Below are 14301 nucleotides of genomic sequence, written 5' to 3'. Positions count from 1 at the left end.
GGTTTGCCAAGACCCTAATCGCAAAGGCTGTGAATTACTTGTCTTTTCCCCAGCCCAAGGATCGCCGTTGCGCAGCTAAAAGATCCGAGAAATCGTTGATATTGGCGAATGGGTTAGCCTTTTCGGCCGACCAATCGAGCTTTGACGCGTTGAGGCTCTCCAAAGCGCGCTTTGGCGAATTTTGGTTGGCAACCTGCTTGAGCGCCGACACGCGCCATGCCGACTGGGTTGGATAGATCTGCCCTTGCCACACGCTAACGACGGCGAGGCCTTGGGTGCCGATGAGGGCACGCATAGCGTCGACATAGTGTGCGGGCAGAAAAGGCGAATCTACCGATGTCGTCACCACAATCGAGTCTTCGCTAGGTTCAATATGGTGCAGGAAAGCCCTTAGGCCGCCCATTGGCCCTTCATGCGGCTCGAGGTCTGGCACGCTCGCGGCAAGTCTAAGGTGCGGCTGTTCAGCAATACCTGTCGCCACATAGAGGGCGTCAGTTGACGCTGCCATCACGCCGCCAATGCGGTCCACGAGGCGCTCTCCGCCAATCCTTAGCTCGGCCTTGCGGACATGTCCCAAGCGGCTACCCATGCCGCCGGCGAGGATGAGGCCATAGACCGTCATGCTGAAGGACGCGAACGCAGCAGCACAAGCAGTACGATGCCGCCAACCAGGCCCCAGAACGGAGCGCCAACGCCGATAATTGTGATTCCAGAAGCGGTTGTGACAAAAGTCAGGACTGCGGGCAGGCGCGTGTCCTCACTGTTGAGCGCTGCAGATAAGGAAGATGCAAGGCTTGCAAAGAGCGCCAGCCCGGCCACGGCCTGAATGAGAATGGGTGGAGACGCTGCGATGAATGCGGCGGCCACAGAGGCGATAAGGCCCAAAAGAATATAGGTACCGCCAGCGGCGATGGGGGCCGGCCAGCGCTTGCCCGGATCAGGATGCGCTTCTGGACCCGCGCAGATTGCGGCCGTGATCGCCGCCAGATTCGACGTGATCCCCCCAAAAACGGCCGTAAGCGCGCTGACCGTTCCTGTCGCCAGAAACATAGGGGCAGGGGACACCGCATAGCCATTTGCCCGAATCACAGCGAGGCCGGGCAAGTTCTGCGACGCCATCGTCACGATATAGAGGGGCAGTGCGATGCGGATAATCGCATCCACAGTAAACACTGGCATGACCGGCATGAGACCGGGCCACGCGCCGTCAAACACGCCCGTCGGCAGCTGAGTGGTCGTTGCAAGAATAACTCCTGTCACCACGACAGCAATTGGCACGGCATAGCGTCGAGCAAACTTCAGCCCTAACGCCCAAGCGAGAAGAATCGGTAGTGCAAGGAGGGGGAGCTCTCCAACCGCGCGAATGGGGGCTAGGCACAGTGTGAGCAGCATCCCCGCTAGCATCGCATTGGCAATTGCCGACGGGATAGACGCCACGAGTCGTCCCAGTGGTTTAATGAAACCGGTGAGGATGATCATCCCTGCACAGACGATAAAGGCACCCGTTACAGCAGGATAACCACCGATCGGCTCGCCGACAGTGAGCAGAAACGCGGCCCCTGGCGTGCTCCAAGCGATGGATATCGGAAGCCGAGAGCGCCAGGCGACAACAATGTTGAGAAGTCCAATGCCGAGACAGACGGCAAATAGGCCAGACCCCGCCTGCTGTGGCGAGGCGCCAGACGCCGTAAGTGCCGCCAAGAGCAAAGTAAAAGTGCTGGCATAGCCGACTACAGCAGCCAAAACTCCGGCGATAATCGGCTGGGCAGTGGCGCTGCGCCCCGTCAACACAGTGTCAGGCATCGTGATTCTCAGACATTTGTTGGTAGGACGCTAACTTCCTCCCGCCACGTGGCCAACAGATTATTGGTTTAACTGGAGGTTGATTGCAGAAATTGTGATTTTATGACTTAAATAACCATCTGGGAGGGAGGCGCGCGATGAATTTCAAAGTTGTTGCGGCAAACTACGACGCAGAGCATCATTTCCTCAGCTACACCGCCACCGGCGCAGTGCAGGGCAATCGGTTCACCGTGTCCTCCAAAGTGCGTTGTTTGAAGGATCCCCAAACACCCGAGCGAACTCATATGGTGGTGCTTCTGGCCCTGTCGGAACATTTCAAGCGTCCCAATGCCAGTGGCTATCCTTGGTACGGCAAAGCCAGCCTAAGCTAACTCCCGCTCATAAGGGCTTTGCGGGGAATAAACGAAGTTTTGCACACGGACCCTCTCTCACTCATGCAAGAGTTCTTGACAGTTTAGCCTAAACCCCTGAAAAGGCGCGCAGAGGCCGCGTGGCGGAGTGGTTACGCAGCGGATTGCAAATCCGCGTACTCCGGTTCAATTCCGGACGCGGCCTCCAACTTCCCCTATTTTCGTACATCTGACGCGGTTTGGGTGGTTCGCCACTTGATGGTGGTACTCGGCTGCTCAACGTACAGTTGCGCGGCCACTCTCGCGCCGTGCTGGGCGCTTTGCCTCAAATCTGCTGTGATTTCATCGTCCTTGACGACTTCACCCTTGCGTTGAATAGCTTGTGGTGCAGTGTTGGAGGGGTGTTATGCGTATTATTCTTGCTGTCGGCATCTTGGCTTTTGTAATTGGCGGACAAGCGCGGGGTGAAGCTCCGGTTCCCGACGCTGTTTTCGAGCGGAGCGAGCCTGCGAATGCTGTACTCACCCTCACACCGAGCGCCAGTGAGTGGCTGGTCTATATCCGTGCGGGCGGTCTTCCCAATGGCGGTGCGACTGCTGCTGATTGTGAGCTTGGGGCGATGGGCCCGCAGGATAGTGAGGGTGTTATTTCGGCGCGCTTGGTCCCGTTTGAGGGGGAGCTTGCGAGCATAAATGAGGCCGATTTGGCTGGCGCTGATATTGTGATCGAGATCGCGCTGGGGCCTGAGGGAGCGTTCGTGGTTGATGGCGGTGCCAGCATGCGTTTCTGTGGTATGGGCTCCGATATTGACGGCTTCTATGCCCGGAACGATACGCCTGAGTGAGGTGTGTTAAGGGCATCGCTGTTGGCAGATCGTCATACTGCGACTTATGGCTGTGATAATTAGCCGGTCGAGCGCCGTTCTAAGAAATTGGAGTTTCGAGAGTTATGGCTGATTACTCTGCCGCGCGTCGCGCTATGGTCGAAACGCAAATTCGTCCCGCGGCCGTGCATAATGAGCGCTTGCTCCAAGCACTAGGACAAGTGCCGCGCGAAGCTTTTGTGCCAGAGCAGCGCCGCGGTCTGGCCTATACCGATGGGCATCAACCTTTAAATGTGTCGGGCCGCTATTTGGCTGCCCCTGCAGTATTTGCGCAAATGGTGCAACTGGCGGACTGTCGGCCTGAAGATCGCGTCCTCGATGTCGGTTGTGGCTCTGGCTACTCCGTTGCGATCTTTGAGCATCTAGCGTCAGCGGTCGATGGTGTCGAAACTGATGATCACTTGCGAGGCGACGCCGCTGCGGCGCTCACCTCCATTGGCGCGGTGGGGTATTCTTTGCTCTCGCAACTGCCGACGCAAGCTTCCGGCAAGCAATACGAGGTCATCTTCGTTGGCGGTATGCTTGCGGAGTCGCCGGACGAGCTTTTGCCACTATTGGTAGATGGCGGACGGCTCGTTGTGGTCTTAAGAAATGGTCCAACAGGTGTCGCTTGGGTCTATGAGCGCGACGGGGAGCGGGTAACGAAGCGGTCGTATTTCAATGCGATACTGCCCTCGGCTCTTAATAGGCCCGTGCCTACCGATTTTGTGTTCTAAGTTGTCGAATGTTGCCAAATGGCGATTGGTCCGGCGTTTGGAATGCGTTAAGTATAGTAAGATTTGCGCATGAACCGGTTATTGCCCCCGGACATGGTGCTCGAGTTTTTGGGGCAGGAGACGGCATGATGAAGTTCACAGGCTTTCTGAAAGTTAGCGCGCTGGCTTTGGCTGTAGCTGTTTCTTCGGTTGGAACGACGCAGGCTCAATCTATCGCAGAGGCGCTAGCACGGGCTTATGAACATGCGCCTGAGTTGCAGTCAGCACTTCTGAATGCGCAGTCGCAGGCGGAAAACATCGTGACGGCGAAGTCTGCTAAGTTGCCAACGATTTCGGGCAGTTTCGGCGCTTCCGAAAGCATTAGTAACGCCACGGGTCAGACTTTGGCGTCAGGGTCTCATCCTGTCATCGGTAGCCAGTTTAATGCTGGCCTGCGTTACGATCAGACCTTGTTCGATAATTTTAAGTCCGACGCACAGATCGAACAGGCGCGTGCTGGTGCAGAAGCGGCTGAGTATCAGCTGCGGAACACCGAGCAAAACGTGCTGCTCAACGTCGTTCAGGCTTATATGGACGTGCTACGGTTCCGCGAACTCGTTTCGCTCCGCCAAGAGAATATCGCTTTCTTCCAGGCGCAGCTACGCTCAGCGCAGGATCGTCTTGAAGTCGGCGAAGGCACGCGTATCGACGTTGCGCAGGCGCAGGCGAGAGCCGCTCAGGGGCAGGCCGCGTTCCGCGCCGCTCAGGGCTCGCTTGAAACCGCCGAGGCCACGTTCCAGCGTTATGTTGGGGTTCGTCCGCAGGGTCTAAGCGCTGGCCACAACTTTGCGCGCTTGCTGCCAAACTCTATCGATGGCGCAATTGCTGAAGCTGAAATTGGTCACCCAGCTATTCTCTTGGCGAAGGCCAGCATTCGCGCAGCACAGGCCGGTGCCGATATTGCTGCCGCCTCTGGTGGGCCAACGGCTTCGCTGACCGGTCAGGTTGGTGGCGCGCTCAGCGTTGGTAACCGCAATAACACTGGCACGGGTACACTCTCGGGTTCCGTTGGTATCAACGTTGCTGTTCCGATCTATTCCGGCGGGCGTATTGGTGCGGCTGTGCGCCAGGCGAACCTTGGTCAGATCAAGTCGGAAGTCGATGCAATGTCGACCTATGATCAGATCCGTCAGGCTGTTATTTCTGCATGGTCCGGCATTCAGAGTGCTGACGCCCAGATTCAGGCCGCACAGGCTGCTGTGGCTGCGAGCAACACCGTGCTCGAAGGCGTTATTCAGGAGCGCGACCTTGGAACGCGCACCACGCTGGATGTCCTGAACTCTCAGGCGGATTTGACCAGCGCTCGTGAGAGCCTGATCACCGCGTCGAGCCAGAAAACAATTGCGACGTTCTCGCTGCTTTCCGCGACGGGTCGTTTGACTGCCGCGAATCTCGGTTTGGGTGTCGCCACCAAGACCGCGGTTCCTTACACGCAGGCGGTCGAGGATGTTTGGCAGGAATTGCGCACGATTCCTCAATAAATTCCTAATGAGAGTTTAAGCTTTTGTGGCCAGGCTCGTCCTGGCCACAAGTTTTAGTGGATGACGCTTTCTCGCTGACATTCAAAGATTCTCTTCGAGTGTCTTTGGCGCTAATCTCTTGTTTACGAATCATGGTGGTGGACCGCTGTGATCGGGCGCACGAGTAAGAGGCACAGATGAACAAGCCGGCTACGAAAGAACCGTCCATGGATGAAATCCTGTCGTCCATTCGACAGATCATCGCCGACGATGACGCAGCGAGCGTTCCGCGCCGGCCATCCATTTTGTCTGCGCCCCCACCGATGCAAGCAACGCCTGTTCACGCCCTCGGCGCTGGCTCCGATCGTGATTTGAGCGATATGCTCGAAGACGTCGAGCCACTCGCATTGGATGCGTCGCAAATCGTTGAACAGGGTCAAGTCGAGGCGTTTAGCTTTGAGTCGATCCTTGCAGATACTGAAGCGTCGACTGACGTGGCCGCTGCAGCCCTCACTGAACCCGAAGATGTCACTTTCGATTTAGATACCGATTTGCCCAGTTTTGAACCTGCTCCAGCCCGTCCCGCAATCGTGCACGACGAGCCTGTTTTCGCCCCGTTCTCTCAGCCAAAGCTTACTGCTGTAGACGAGTTTTTCGTTCCTGAAGCGCCGAAAGCAGCAGTTGCGGACACATCGCCGCTGCCTGATCCGGAGCTGTCGGCTGAAATCGCTCGTGAACTGCTTGAACCTGCGACCCGCGCCGCAGTCCGTGGTTCCATCGGCAAGCTCAACGCTCTTGGTATTGGCAACCCAACCATCACCATCGAGCAAATGACCCGCGAACTGCTTCGCCCAATGCTGAAAGACTGGCTCGACGAGCACCTTCCAGCTGTTGTCGAGCGCATGGTCGAGCGCGAAATTTCCAAGATATCACGCGGAGAGTGATCGGATTGGGGGATGCTGATTAAACATCGGCTGTTGACCCCGAACCCGGCATTTGCTTGAAGTCTGCCAATCTCTTTCCGACCCGCCATGGTCACCCTGGCGGGTCGATGCTGTTGCGAGTGACGTTATGCTTGAAAAGACCTACGAACCCGCCGCCGTTGAAAGCCGCATCTATTCTGAGTGGATCGAGGCAAAGGCTTTCGAGGCTGGTGCGGGCGCAAAACCCGGCGCGGAAACATTTACCATTGTCATTCCGCCGCCAAACGTCACGGGTTCGCTGCACGTTGGTCACGCGCTGAACAACACCATTCAGGACATTCTGGTTCGCTTCAACCGTATGTTGAAGAAGGATGTTCTCTGGCAGCCCGGTACCGACCACGCGGGTATCGCAACGCAGATGATCGTTGAGCGCCAATTGGCTGCTCAGCAGGTTAGCCGCCGTGATCTGGGCCGCGAGAAATTCATCGAACGCGTCTGGGAATGGAAGGCCGAAAGCGGCGGTACCATTATGAACCAGCTCAAGCGCCTTGGCGCTTCTGCTGACTTCAGCCGTGAGCGCTTTACCATGGGTGAAGCAGGGCAGTCCGACGATCAGATGGTTCGCGCCGTCATCAAGGTATTCGTAGAGCTGCACAAGCGCGGCCTGATCTATCGCGCCAAGCGTTTGGTGAACTGGCATCCGGGTCTCGAAACTGCGATTTCGGATCTTGAAGTGGAAAACATCGAGGTGAAGGGCCATATGTGGCACCTGCGCTATCCGCTTGCGGATGGTGTCACCTATGAGTTTCCGATCAAGGACGAAGAAGGCAATGTCACGGGTACGGAAACTCGCGACTACATCATCGTTGCGACTACTCGTCCGGAAACCATGCTCGGCGACGTTGCTGTGGCAGTTCATCCAGAAGACAAGCGCTACCAGCACCTCATCGGCAAGTTCGTTGAACTGCCGCTGGTTGGCCGCCGCATCCCAGTGGTTGGCGACGAATACGCTGATCCGAGCCTTGGCACCGGCGCAGTGAAGATCACCCCGGCGCACGACTTCAACGACTTTGAAGTAGGCGCCCGCGCTGGTCTTGAGCCAATCAACGTCTTCACCACCCGTGGGGCGATCATCGACGCGGACTTTATCCCGACCCAATATCGTGGTCTGGACCGTTTTGAAGCGCGCAAGGCAATCGTTGCGGCCATGGCCGCGCTCGCTGAGGAAAACCCGATCCGTGGTCTCGATCATATCGAAGACAAGAAGATCATGGTTCCGCATGACGAGAAGTCAAAGCTCGTTGTTATCGAACCCTTCTTGACCGACCAGTGGTGGGTTAAGGCTGATGTTATGGCGCAACCAGCGCTGGCTTCCGTTCGCGAAGGCCGCACCAAGTTTGTGCCGCAGCAGTACGAAAACACCTATTTCGCTTGGCTTGAAAACATCAAGCCTTGGTGTATCTCGCGCCAGCTGTGGTGGGGTCATCAGATTCCAGCTTGGTATGGCCCAGATGGCGAAGCTTTCGTTGCAGCTGATGTAGCTGAAGCTCAGGCTGCGGCCGATGCTCATTATGGCAAGTCGGTTGAGCTCGTTCGTGATCCGGACGTGCTCGACACTTGGTTCTCGTCTGCGCTGTGGCCGTTCTCGACCCTTGGCTGGCCTGATAAGACGCCTGAAATGGCGCGTTACTATCCAACGCAGGTGCTCGTCACCGGCTTTGACATCATCTTCTTCTGGGTTGCCCGCATGATGATGATGGGTCTGGAATTCCTCGATGAGGAGCCATTCCACACCGTCTACATGCACGCCCTGGTCCGCGACGAAAAGGGCCAGAAGATGAGCAAGACCAAGGGCAATGTCATTGACCCGCTTAAGCTCGTCGATGAGTACGGCGCTGACGCGACCCGCTTTACGCTGGCCGCTATGGCCGCACAGGGTCGTGACCTAAAGCTCTCGATCCAGCGCGTAGAAGGCTACCGCAACTTCGTCACCAAGCTCTGGAACGCAGCGCGTTTCCTCGAAATGAACGAAGCACGCCGCGTTGCAGGCTTCGACCCGAAGACCAATAAGCTGGCGCTCAACCGCTGGATCGTTGGTTCGACCGTCCGTGCCTTGGCTGACGTTCGTAAGGGCATCGAGGACTATCGCTTCAACGAAGCTGCAAACTCCGCTTATGACTTCGTCTGGGGTACCTTCTGCGATTGGTACGTGGAATTCGCCAAGCCAGTCTTCAGCGGCGAAGACGAAGCGGCAAAGGCTGAAACTCGTGCGACCGCTGCCTGGGCACTCGATCAGATCCTGATCATGCTCCACCCGATGATGCCATTCGTCACCGAAGAGCTCTGGGCCAAGACCGGCGAATTCGGCGACAAGCGCGAGAGCATGCTCATTCTCACCGAATGGCCAGTTCTGTCGGGTCTCGAAGACGCTGAAGCAGATGCTGAGCTGGCTTGGCTGGTCGATGTCATCTCCAACACGCGTTCGGTTCGTGCGGAAATGAACGTTCCAGCCAGCGCCAAGCTGCAGCTGGTCGTTATCGGCGCCAACGAAACGACGCTGGGCCGCTTGGTGGCGGGCACTTCGCTCATCACCCGTCTGGCGCGTCTAGAGCAGATCACCCCGAGCAATATTGTTCCCGGCGAATCCGCACAGTTCGTCGTTGGCGAAGCCACTTTCGCTCTGCCGCTCACCGGCTTCATCGATATTGCTGCTGAAAAGGCGCGCCTGTCGAAGGATATTGGGAAGCTCGAGAAGGAAATCGACGGCATCGAAAAGAAGCTCGGCAATGAGCAGTTCGTTGCTAAGGCTCCTGCTGAGGTGATCGAAGAGCAGAAGGCCCGCCTCGAAACGGCAGGGGCCTTGCTCAAAAAGATCCGCGAAGCGGTGAGCCGCCTCTAATCAGATTTTGAAGGCCCGGAGCGATCCGGGCCTTTTTTTGTGACGAGGGGCAGGGGCAGGGGTAGGGGCCGGTCCCATTCATGCGTCAGTGGGCAGCGTCCGACAGCTTAGCGCTGCCACAATTGGCTTGAGGGGGCGTGGATTTCGGATTTTCAACCGAGAACAGCGGCTTTAGGGGGAAATTCGGAATCAAATAATCCGCCACGGAAATATGCCCCCACAGATCGCTGGTGACGGTAAGACGCGCAAATTGCTTGACGTTTTCGCATCTCGCAACACCACGTAGTTAAAATAGTTTCAATGCTTGTGACGATTCAGCAACAACGATCTCCAATTCGTTGAGATCCGCGGCGTGACAACAGTTTGAACATGTTTCCCGCCACAATCTGAGTCTAAAAATTTCCCCATGTTCATGAGCGGACACGCTCAGCCCAACTAGGGGAAATCCTTTTTGGCGCTAAGCGTTCCGTTCAGCAGAGAAATTATCTACCGGGGGTAGAAGTGATCGTGGCAAAGCAGAGGCTGGATAGGGTGGCAGAGTGTGGGCGGTTTGGCGTCGCCATATCGCCTTATTTCCGCGCCGGTCGCTCCTGAATGCGGTCATAATGCATGTTTACTATTTATTCATACATTGCTTTGCCAGCCCCGGTGAAACCCATTAACTGGCACCCATCAAATTGCGCACTGAGAAGTGACGCTGTGGAGCTGGTTCACCAGTCGCCGCGCAAAAGTCTGGTCCGTGTTGTCACGGGCAAAAGGAGTAAAATGCGTACCCCTCGGGATAAGTCCCTTCCCATATCAGCAGGGGGCATGGCTCTGGCTCTGTTGGCCACCATGCCTGCATCGGCACAGACTGCCGCTGATGCTGCGGGCCAGTTCGCGCGTGCTCTCGACGGGGGCGGTGTGATCGTCTCCGACGATACCTATCTGTCAGCACTTGAAAGCGATGCCGCTGCTGGCCGCCCGTTGGCTATGTGGCAGCTGGGCACTATGTATGAAAATGGTCAGGGCGTAGACAAAGATCCGGTTAAGGCCTTCGGTTACTACTCCCAGATCGCTATCCAGCACGCTGACACAGCGCCGAAGGGCCTTGAAGCTGACATTGTCGCTCGGTCCTTCGTGAAGCTGGGCGATTACTTCCGCGTTGGCGCGCCGGAAGTGGGCATTCATCAGAACCCGAACGAATATCACCGCATGTTGATGCATGCCGCTACCTATTTCGGTGACGCTGAGGCGCAGTACCGGGTCGGCATTCTTTATCAGGTCGAAGACGGTTTGGGCCTCAGTCCGACCCTGAGCGCTCGCTGGCTCCAGTATGCTGCGAATAAAGGCCACTGCCTGGCACAAGCGCGCCTTGGCGAGTTGCTTTACAACGGCCTCAATGATTATCCGCCTCGTCCGGCAGAAGGGCTCATGTGGCTCAATGTGGCGCAGGCGACGTGTATTGGTACACCGGATCAGGCCTCCGCAGACGAACTTTTGGCCAACGCCATGCGCTCGGCTAGCCCGGATGTTCGCGAAGCCGCCATTACCATGGCAAGCTCTGGTGCCTTCGATACGGCCAGCAAGTTCTAATTAGAAAAATGGCGCCACCCGGCGCCATTTTCGTATTCCATTCTAGAAGCTGAACCTGCCTTCAATTGGCACGTGATCGCTCGGTTTTTCCCAGTCGCGCGTATCCTTATGGATATGCACGTCATCCAAGCGGTCGGCCGCTTGCGGCGAAAGCATCAGATGGTCAATGCGGATGCCCGCATTGCGGCGCCAAGCGCCCGCCTGATAGTCCCAGAAGGTGAATTGCTGTTCGCTGCTGACGGCACGCAGGGCGTCCGTCATGCCCATGTTCTGTAGTTTGCGGAAGCGCTCTAGACTCTCTGGGCGGAAGAGGGCGTCGCCCCACCATTTGTCCGGCGCATGGCAGTCGATTGGTTGAGGGATGAGATTGAAGTCCCCCATCAGAATGAACGGTTCTTCGAGCGCTAGCCGCTGCTCGGCGAACACGTTCAGGCGGTCCATCCACTTAAGCTTATAGGGGAATTTTTCCGTGTCGACCGGATTGCCGTTAGGCAAATAGATGTTGCAGACGCGCACTGCACCGCCTTCCACAGAGAACACGCCTTCGATCAGACGCGCTTGCTCGTCCGTGTCGTCGCCGGGGAGGCCGCGATGGACTTCATCGAAGGGGAGCTTAGAAAGCAGCGCTACGCCGTTCCAACTCTTCTGGCCGTGCGTTTCGACATTGTACCCCAGCGCCTCTATCTCTGCGCGCGGGAAAGATTCGTCGACGGATTTGATCTCTTGAAGCCCCACGATGTCGGGCTTTTCTTCCTCAAGCCAGCGCACCAGCACTTCAAGGCGGGCCTTGATGCCGGCAATGTTCCAAGTGGCGATGCGCAGGGCCATGTGGTGTTCCTTAGGTCAGGTCGTCGTAGACGGCGCGAATGAGGTCCTTGGGGTAAACCCCGGTGCACCCCTCGAGAGCCGTATTGGTCATGGACACTATCGTAAGCTCGTTTGCGTGGTCCACAAGCCAAGAATGTCCGTATACCCCGCCCCAATTCGCCGCGCCCCGGCCGCCTGGTTGCTCCGTTCTAGAGGTGTCTTCTATGATGGAGCCGAAGTAACCAAAGCTCCGTCCGGCGTCGGGGCCCAGTAAGCCTCCCGTCTGATTTGTGAAAGCTCTCCTGACTAATGCCTCGCTGACGACATCGCCGCCGCCCTTGCGCATGGTCTCAAAGAATGTTGCCATATCAGAGCTAGTGCCAGCCATACCGCCGCCGCCCGATTGGAAGGCCTTCGCTGAGAATATCCTCTTTGGCGAAAAGACAGTGGTGTTTCCTTCGGCGTTCATTACCGGTTCGGGGTCACGCATTTGGTGTGGTGGAGCGCCATCGGCATAGGGCTTGGCTAAGCGCGTAAGGTCAGAAACGAAAAAGCCGGTGTCAGCCATTCCCAGCGGGCCGGTGACATAGGTTTTCGCTGTCTCATCGAGAGTCCCGCCATGAATTTTTGCGAGTACTGCGCCAAGAACGTCAATCGCGACTGAATAGAGCCACGCCGTGCCTGGGGCAAAGTTCAGCGGCAGTTTGGCGACGCGCGTAAAATTCTCTTCGAAATTATTGTCAGTTGGCCCAACACCGCCGGAAATGAGCGGATCTGCCGAGTAGTCATACCCCAGACCAGACGTGTGGGTGAGAAGATGGTGGATCGTGATCACCGACTCAGAACCATCGGGCGACCGTGGTGTGAAATAGGGCAGGTAGTCGCGAACCGCGTCATCAAGCTTCAGCAGGCCCTTGTCGACCATTGCCAAGGCTGTCGCTGCAATGATGGGTTTGGTGACGGAGGCGAGGCGATAGATCGCGTTTTCGATCATCGGCACATTGGCTTCACGGTCGAAATGGCCCGCGGTGCGCCGAATGATTTGCTTGCCGTGCTGAAAAACGAGCAGTTCCGCACCGACGATTTTCTGCTGCTCAATTGCGCTGTCCATGACAGCGTTTACGCGATGTCCCATTCCTACCTCCCCAAGCAGAACCCCGGAATCGACGATCCCGGGTTGCATAGAGGATAGAGAACTAAAGTAGAACGTAAAGTGTCTTAGACGGCGAAACTTGTGCCGCAGCCGCAGGATGCGACGGCATTCGGATTCTTAATCTGAAAAGCTTGGCCGATCAGATCGTCTACGAAGTCGATTTCCGAGCCGCCCATAAATTCGAGCGAGAGAGAATCGATCAGAACGGTCGCTTCGCCTTTTTGCAGAACGAGATCGTCGCCATTCGCCGTTTCCTGAACAAGATTATATTCATATTGAAAGCCGGAACATCCGCCGCCCGCCACAGAAATACGCAGAACAGTCCCCGGTACCTCCTTGGAGAGGATGCGAGCAACGCGCTTTGCGGCGCGGTCAGAGAGGCTTACTGTCGGTACTACTTGTGCTGCAGCGGTCATGGGTTTTCCCAAAGCGATCGTAATGTCATAACGCTTTTCCTAAGATAGGCGCGTCGCGCCCAATTGCAAAGACCTGGAATTCACACATGAGCGATACCGCCCCCTATGCCAGCAAGCCCGAAGACACTTTGGGCCGGCTTTATGGTGCAGGGCCGAGCCCAACGCGCTCCGAATTCCAGCGCGACCGCGACAGAATTATCCACTCAACCGCATTTCGTCGCCTTCAGCACAAGACGCAGGTTTTTCTCGCGCATGAGGGGCGGCATTTTCGCAATAGACTGACGCACACGCTTGAAGTTAGTCAGATCGCCCGCTCAATCGCGCGTGCATTGCGCTTGAACGAAGATTTGGCTGAGGCGCTCGCGTTGAGCCATGACCTTGGGCACACGCCGTTCGGCCATGCTGGAGAGCGCGCCCTGCATCGGGCAATGTCGAACTTTGGTGGATTCGACCACAATGTGCAGGCACTGCGCGTCGTCACGCAGCTCGAAAATCGCTACGCAGAGCATGATGGCCTGAACCTCACGTGGGAAACGCTCGAAGGCATTCTGAAGCACAACGGCCCGCTCATTGATGCTTCTGGCGTCCCTGTCGGGCGTTATGCGCATGAAGGCCTGCCAAGCGGGGTGAATGACATTCCCGCGGTGTCCGATCTGCGCCTCGACACCTACGCCAGCTTAGAAGCGCAAGCGGCGGCGATAGCCGATGATATAGCCTACAATGCGCACGATATTGACGATGCGCTGCGTGCTGGCGTCCTGAACCTTGAGGACTTTCTCGATGTGCCAATGGCTGGGCCAATCGTACGCGAAGTCCTTGAGCGTTATCCGGGCATTCCAGTCAATCGTCAGACTCACGAAGTTCAGCGGCGCATGATTACGCGGGCCATCGAGGACGTAATTTCGTTTAGTTCCGCCAATATCGCACGCATTGCGCCGCAGTCGGTCGACGATGTTAGACTGGCCGGAACGACAATCATCACTTTTTCCCCAGAGACGGCAATCGCCGAAAAAGGCCTCAAAAACTTCCTGTTGACGCGAGTTTACCGGCACAAGTCAGTCATGCAGCCAGTCTTGGAGAGCGAAGCAGTAGTGGAACGCCTTTTTGCGCGCTATATGTCGGACGCTGACATGCCCGGCCGCTGGGGTGAGAAAGCAAAAGCCTGCTCAGGCCCTAATCGTGCCCGAGTTGTAGCTGACTTCATTGCGGGTATGACGGACCCTTATGCATTAGATGAGCACTACCGCTTGTTTGACGCTCGGCCCGAATTCCGTTAA

The 14301-nt window shown here is 56.8% G+C and carries 13 protein-coding genes and 1 tRNA gene; 9 read left to right on the top strand and 5 right to left on the bottom strand.

The features are described from left to right. Window positions 1-34 precede the first annotated feature (34 nt). A complete protein-coding gene (locus JHC09_RS01935) occupies window positions 35-622 on the bottom strand; it encodes a molybdenum cofactor guanylyltransferase (RefSeq protein WP_199530589.1) in 588 nt (195 codons plus the stop codon). Next, the gene (locus tag JHC09_RS01930) at window positions 619-1809 is read right to left on the bottom strand and encodes a benzoate/H(+) symporter BenE family transporter (RefSeq protein ID WP_349236503.1); all 1191 of its coding nucleotides are present in this window, start codon (window positions 1807-1809) and stop codon (window positions 619-621) included. Before JHC09_RS01930 ends, JHC09_RS01935 begins: the two co-directional genes overlap by 4 nt. A gap of 131 nt (window positions 1810-1940) precedes the next feature. Here JHC09_RS01930 and JHC09_RS01925 point away from each other — a divergent pair, with 131 nt between their 5' ends. From JHC09_RS01925 to JHC09_RS01890, 8 genes are all read left to right on the top strand, one after another. Then, window positions 1941-2174 carry a hypothetical protein gene (locus JHC09_RS01925; RefSeq protein ID WP_199530587.1) on the top strand — a complete coding sequence of 78 codons (234 nt, stop codon included), beginning with the start codon at window positions 1941-1943 and terminating at the stop codon, window positions 2172-2174. Window positions 2175-2287: 113 nt separating this feature from the next. Further along, window positions 2288-2361 (top strand) — tRNA-Cys (locus JHC09_RS01920). Between the two features lie 198 nt (window positions 2362-2559). Beyond that, window positions 2560-2997, top strand: a complete 438-nt coding sequence (locus JHC09_RS01915; protein WP_199530586.1) for a hypothetical protein — start codon at window positions 2560-2562, stop codon at window positions 2995-2997. Between the two features lie 104 nt (window positions 2998-3101). Then, on the top strand, window positions 3102-3752 hold the full coding sequence (locus JHC09_RS01910) for a protein-L-isoaspartate O-methyltransferase (protein WP_199530585.1): 651 nt from the start codon (window positions 3102-3104) through the stop codon (window positions 3750-3752). A gap of 125 nt (window positions 3753-3877) precedes the next feature. Next, complete coding sequence (locus JHC09_RS01905; RefSeq protein ID WP_199530584.1) at window positions 3878-5272, top strand: TolC family outer membrane protein; 1395 nt, start codon at window positions 3878-3880, stop codon at window positions 5270-5272. A 176-nt stretch (window positions 5273-5448) separates the two neighbouring features. Further along, window positions 5449-6195 carry a DUF2497 domain-containing protein gene (locus JHC09_RS01900; RefSeq protein ID WP_248308832.1) on the top strand — a complete coding sequence of 249 codons (747 nt, stop codon included), beginning with the start codon at window positions 5449-5451 and terminating at the stop codon, window positions 6193-6195. Window positions 6196-6322: 127 nt separating this feature from the next. Further along, window positions 6323-9073: a valine--tRNA ligase gene (locus JHC09_RS01895; RefSeq protein ID WP_199530583.1), complete on the top strand. Its 2751-nt coding sequence runs from the start codon at window positions 6323-6325 to the stop codon at window positions 9071-9073. Between the two features lie 765 nt (window positions 9074-9838). Further along, the gene (locus JHC09_RS01890) at window positions 9839-10648 is read left to right on the top strand and encodes a tetratricopeptide repeat protein (RefSeq protein ID WP_169194121.1); all 810 of its coding nucleotides are present in this window, start codon (window positions 9839-9841) and stop codon (window positions 10646-10648) included. A gap of 42 nt (window positions 10649-10690) precedes the next feature. On the opposite strand, the gene xth is transcribed toward JHC09_RS01890, so the two are convergent. From xth to JHC09_RS01875, 3 genes are all read right to left on the bottom strand, one after another. After that, a complete protein-coding gene (xth, locus tag JHC09_RS01885) occupies window positions 10691-11470 on the bottom strand; it encodes an exodeoxyribonuclease III (protein ID WP_169194193.1) in 780 nt (259 codons plus the stop codon). A gap of 16 nt (window positions 11471-11486) precedes the next feature. Then, window positions 11487-12590: a serine hydrolase domain-containing protein gene (locus JHC09_RS01880; RefSeq protein WP_199530582.1), complete on the bottom strand. Its 1104-nt coding sequence runs from the start codon at window positions 12588-12590 to the stop codon at window positions 11487-11489. 83 nt (window positions 12591-12673) lie between these two features. After that, complete coding sequence (locus tag JHC09_RS01875; protein ID WP_169194119.1) at window positions 12674-13024, bottom strand: iron-sulfur cluster assembly accessory protein; 351 nt, start codon at window positions 13022-13024, stop codon at window positions 12674-12676. Window positions 13025-13110: 86 nt separating this feature from the next. On the opposite strand from JHC09_RS01875, the gene JHC09_RS01870 reads away from it, so the two are divergent. Further along, window positions 13111-14301 carry a deoxyguanosinetriphosphate triphosphohydrolase gene (locus JHC09_RS01870; protein WP_199530581.1) on the top strand — a complete coding sequence of 397 codons (1191 nt, stop codon included), beginning with the start codon at window positions 13111-13113 and terminating at the stop codon, window positions 14299-14301.

It is taken from the genome of Devosia sp. MC532 (assembly GCF_016461625.1).
Taxonomy (GTDB): domain Bacteria; phylum Pseudomonadota; class Alphaproteobacteria; order Rhizobiales; family Devosiaceae; genus Devosia.
This window is presented reverse-complemented; position numbering and strand designations above follow the sequence as displayed.

What these genes read in the sequence shown, in the direction of transcription:
- JHC09_RS01935 (WP_199530589.1), bottom strand. Translation starts at nt 622, where the DNA reads ATGACGGTCTATGGCCTCATCCTCGCCGGCGGCATGGGTAGCCGCTTG.
- JHC09_RS01925 (WP_199530587.1), top strand. Translation starts at nt 1,941, where the DNA reads ATGAATTTCAAAGTTGTTGCGGCAAACTACGACGCAGAGCATCATTTC.
- JHC09_RS01915 (WP_199530586.1), top strand. Translation starts at nt 2,560, where the DNA reads ATGCGTATTATTCTTGCTGTCGGCATCTTGGCTTTTGTAATTGGCGGA.
- JHC09_RS01910 (WP_199530585.1), top strand. Translation starts at nt 3,102, where the DNA reads ATGGCTGATTACTCTGCCGCGCGTCGCGCTATGGTCGAAACGCAAATT.
- JHC09_RS01905 (WP_199530584.1), top strand. Translation starts at nt 3,878, where the DNA reads ATGATGAAGTTCACAGGCTTTCTGAAAGTTAGCGCGCTGGCTTTGGCT.
- JHC09_RS01900 (WP_248308832.1), top strand. Translation starts at nt 5,449, where the DNA reads ATGAACAAGCCGGCTACGAAAGAACCGTCCATGGATGAAATCCTGTCG.
- JHC09_RS01895 (WP_199530583.1), top strand. Translation starts at nt 6,323, where the DNA reads ATGCTTGAAAAGACCTACGAACCCGCCGCCGTTGAAAGCCGCATCTAT.
- JHC09_RS01890 (WP_169194121.1), top strand. Translation starts at nt 9,839, where the DNA reads ATGCGTACCCCTCGGGATAAGTCCCTTCCCATATCAGCAGGGGGCATG.
- JHC09_RS01880 (WP_199530582.1), bottom strand. Translation starts at nt 12,590, where the DNA reads ATGGGACATCGCGTAAACGCTGTCATGGACAGCGCAATTGAGCAGCAG.
- JHC09_RS01875 (WP_169194119.1), bottom strand. Translation starts at nt 13,024, where the DNA reads ATGACCGCTGCAGCACAAGTAGTACCGACAGTAAGCCTCTCTGACCGC.
- JHC09_RS01870 (WP_199530581.1), top strand. Translation starts at nt 13,111, where the DNA reads ATGAGCGATACCGCCCCCTATGCCAGCAAGCCCGAAGACACTTTGGGC.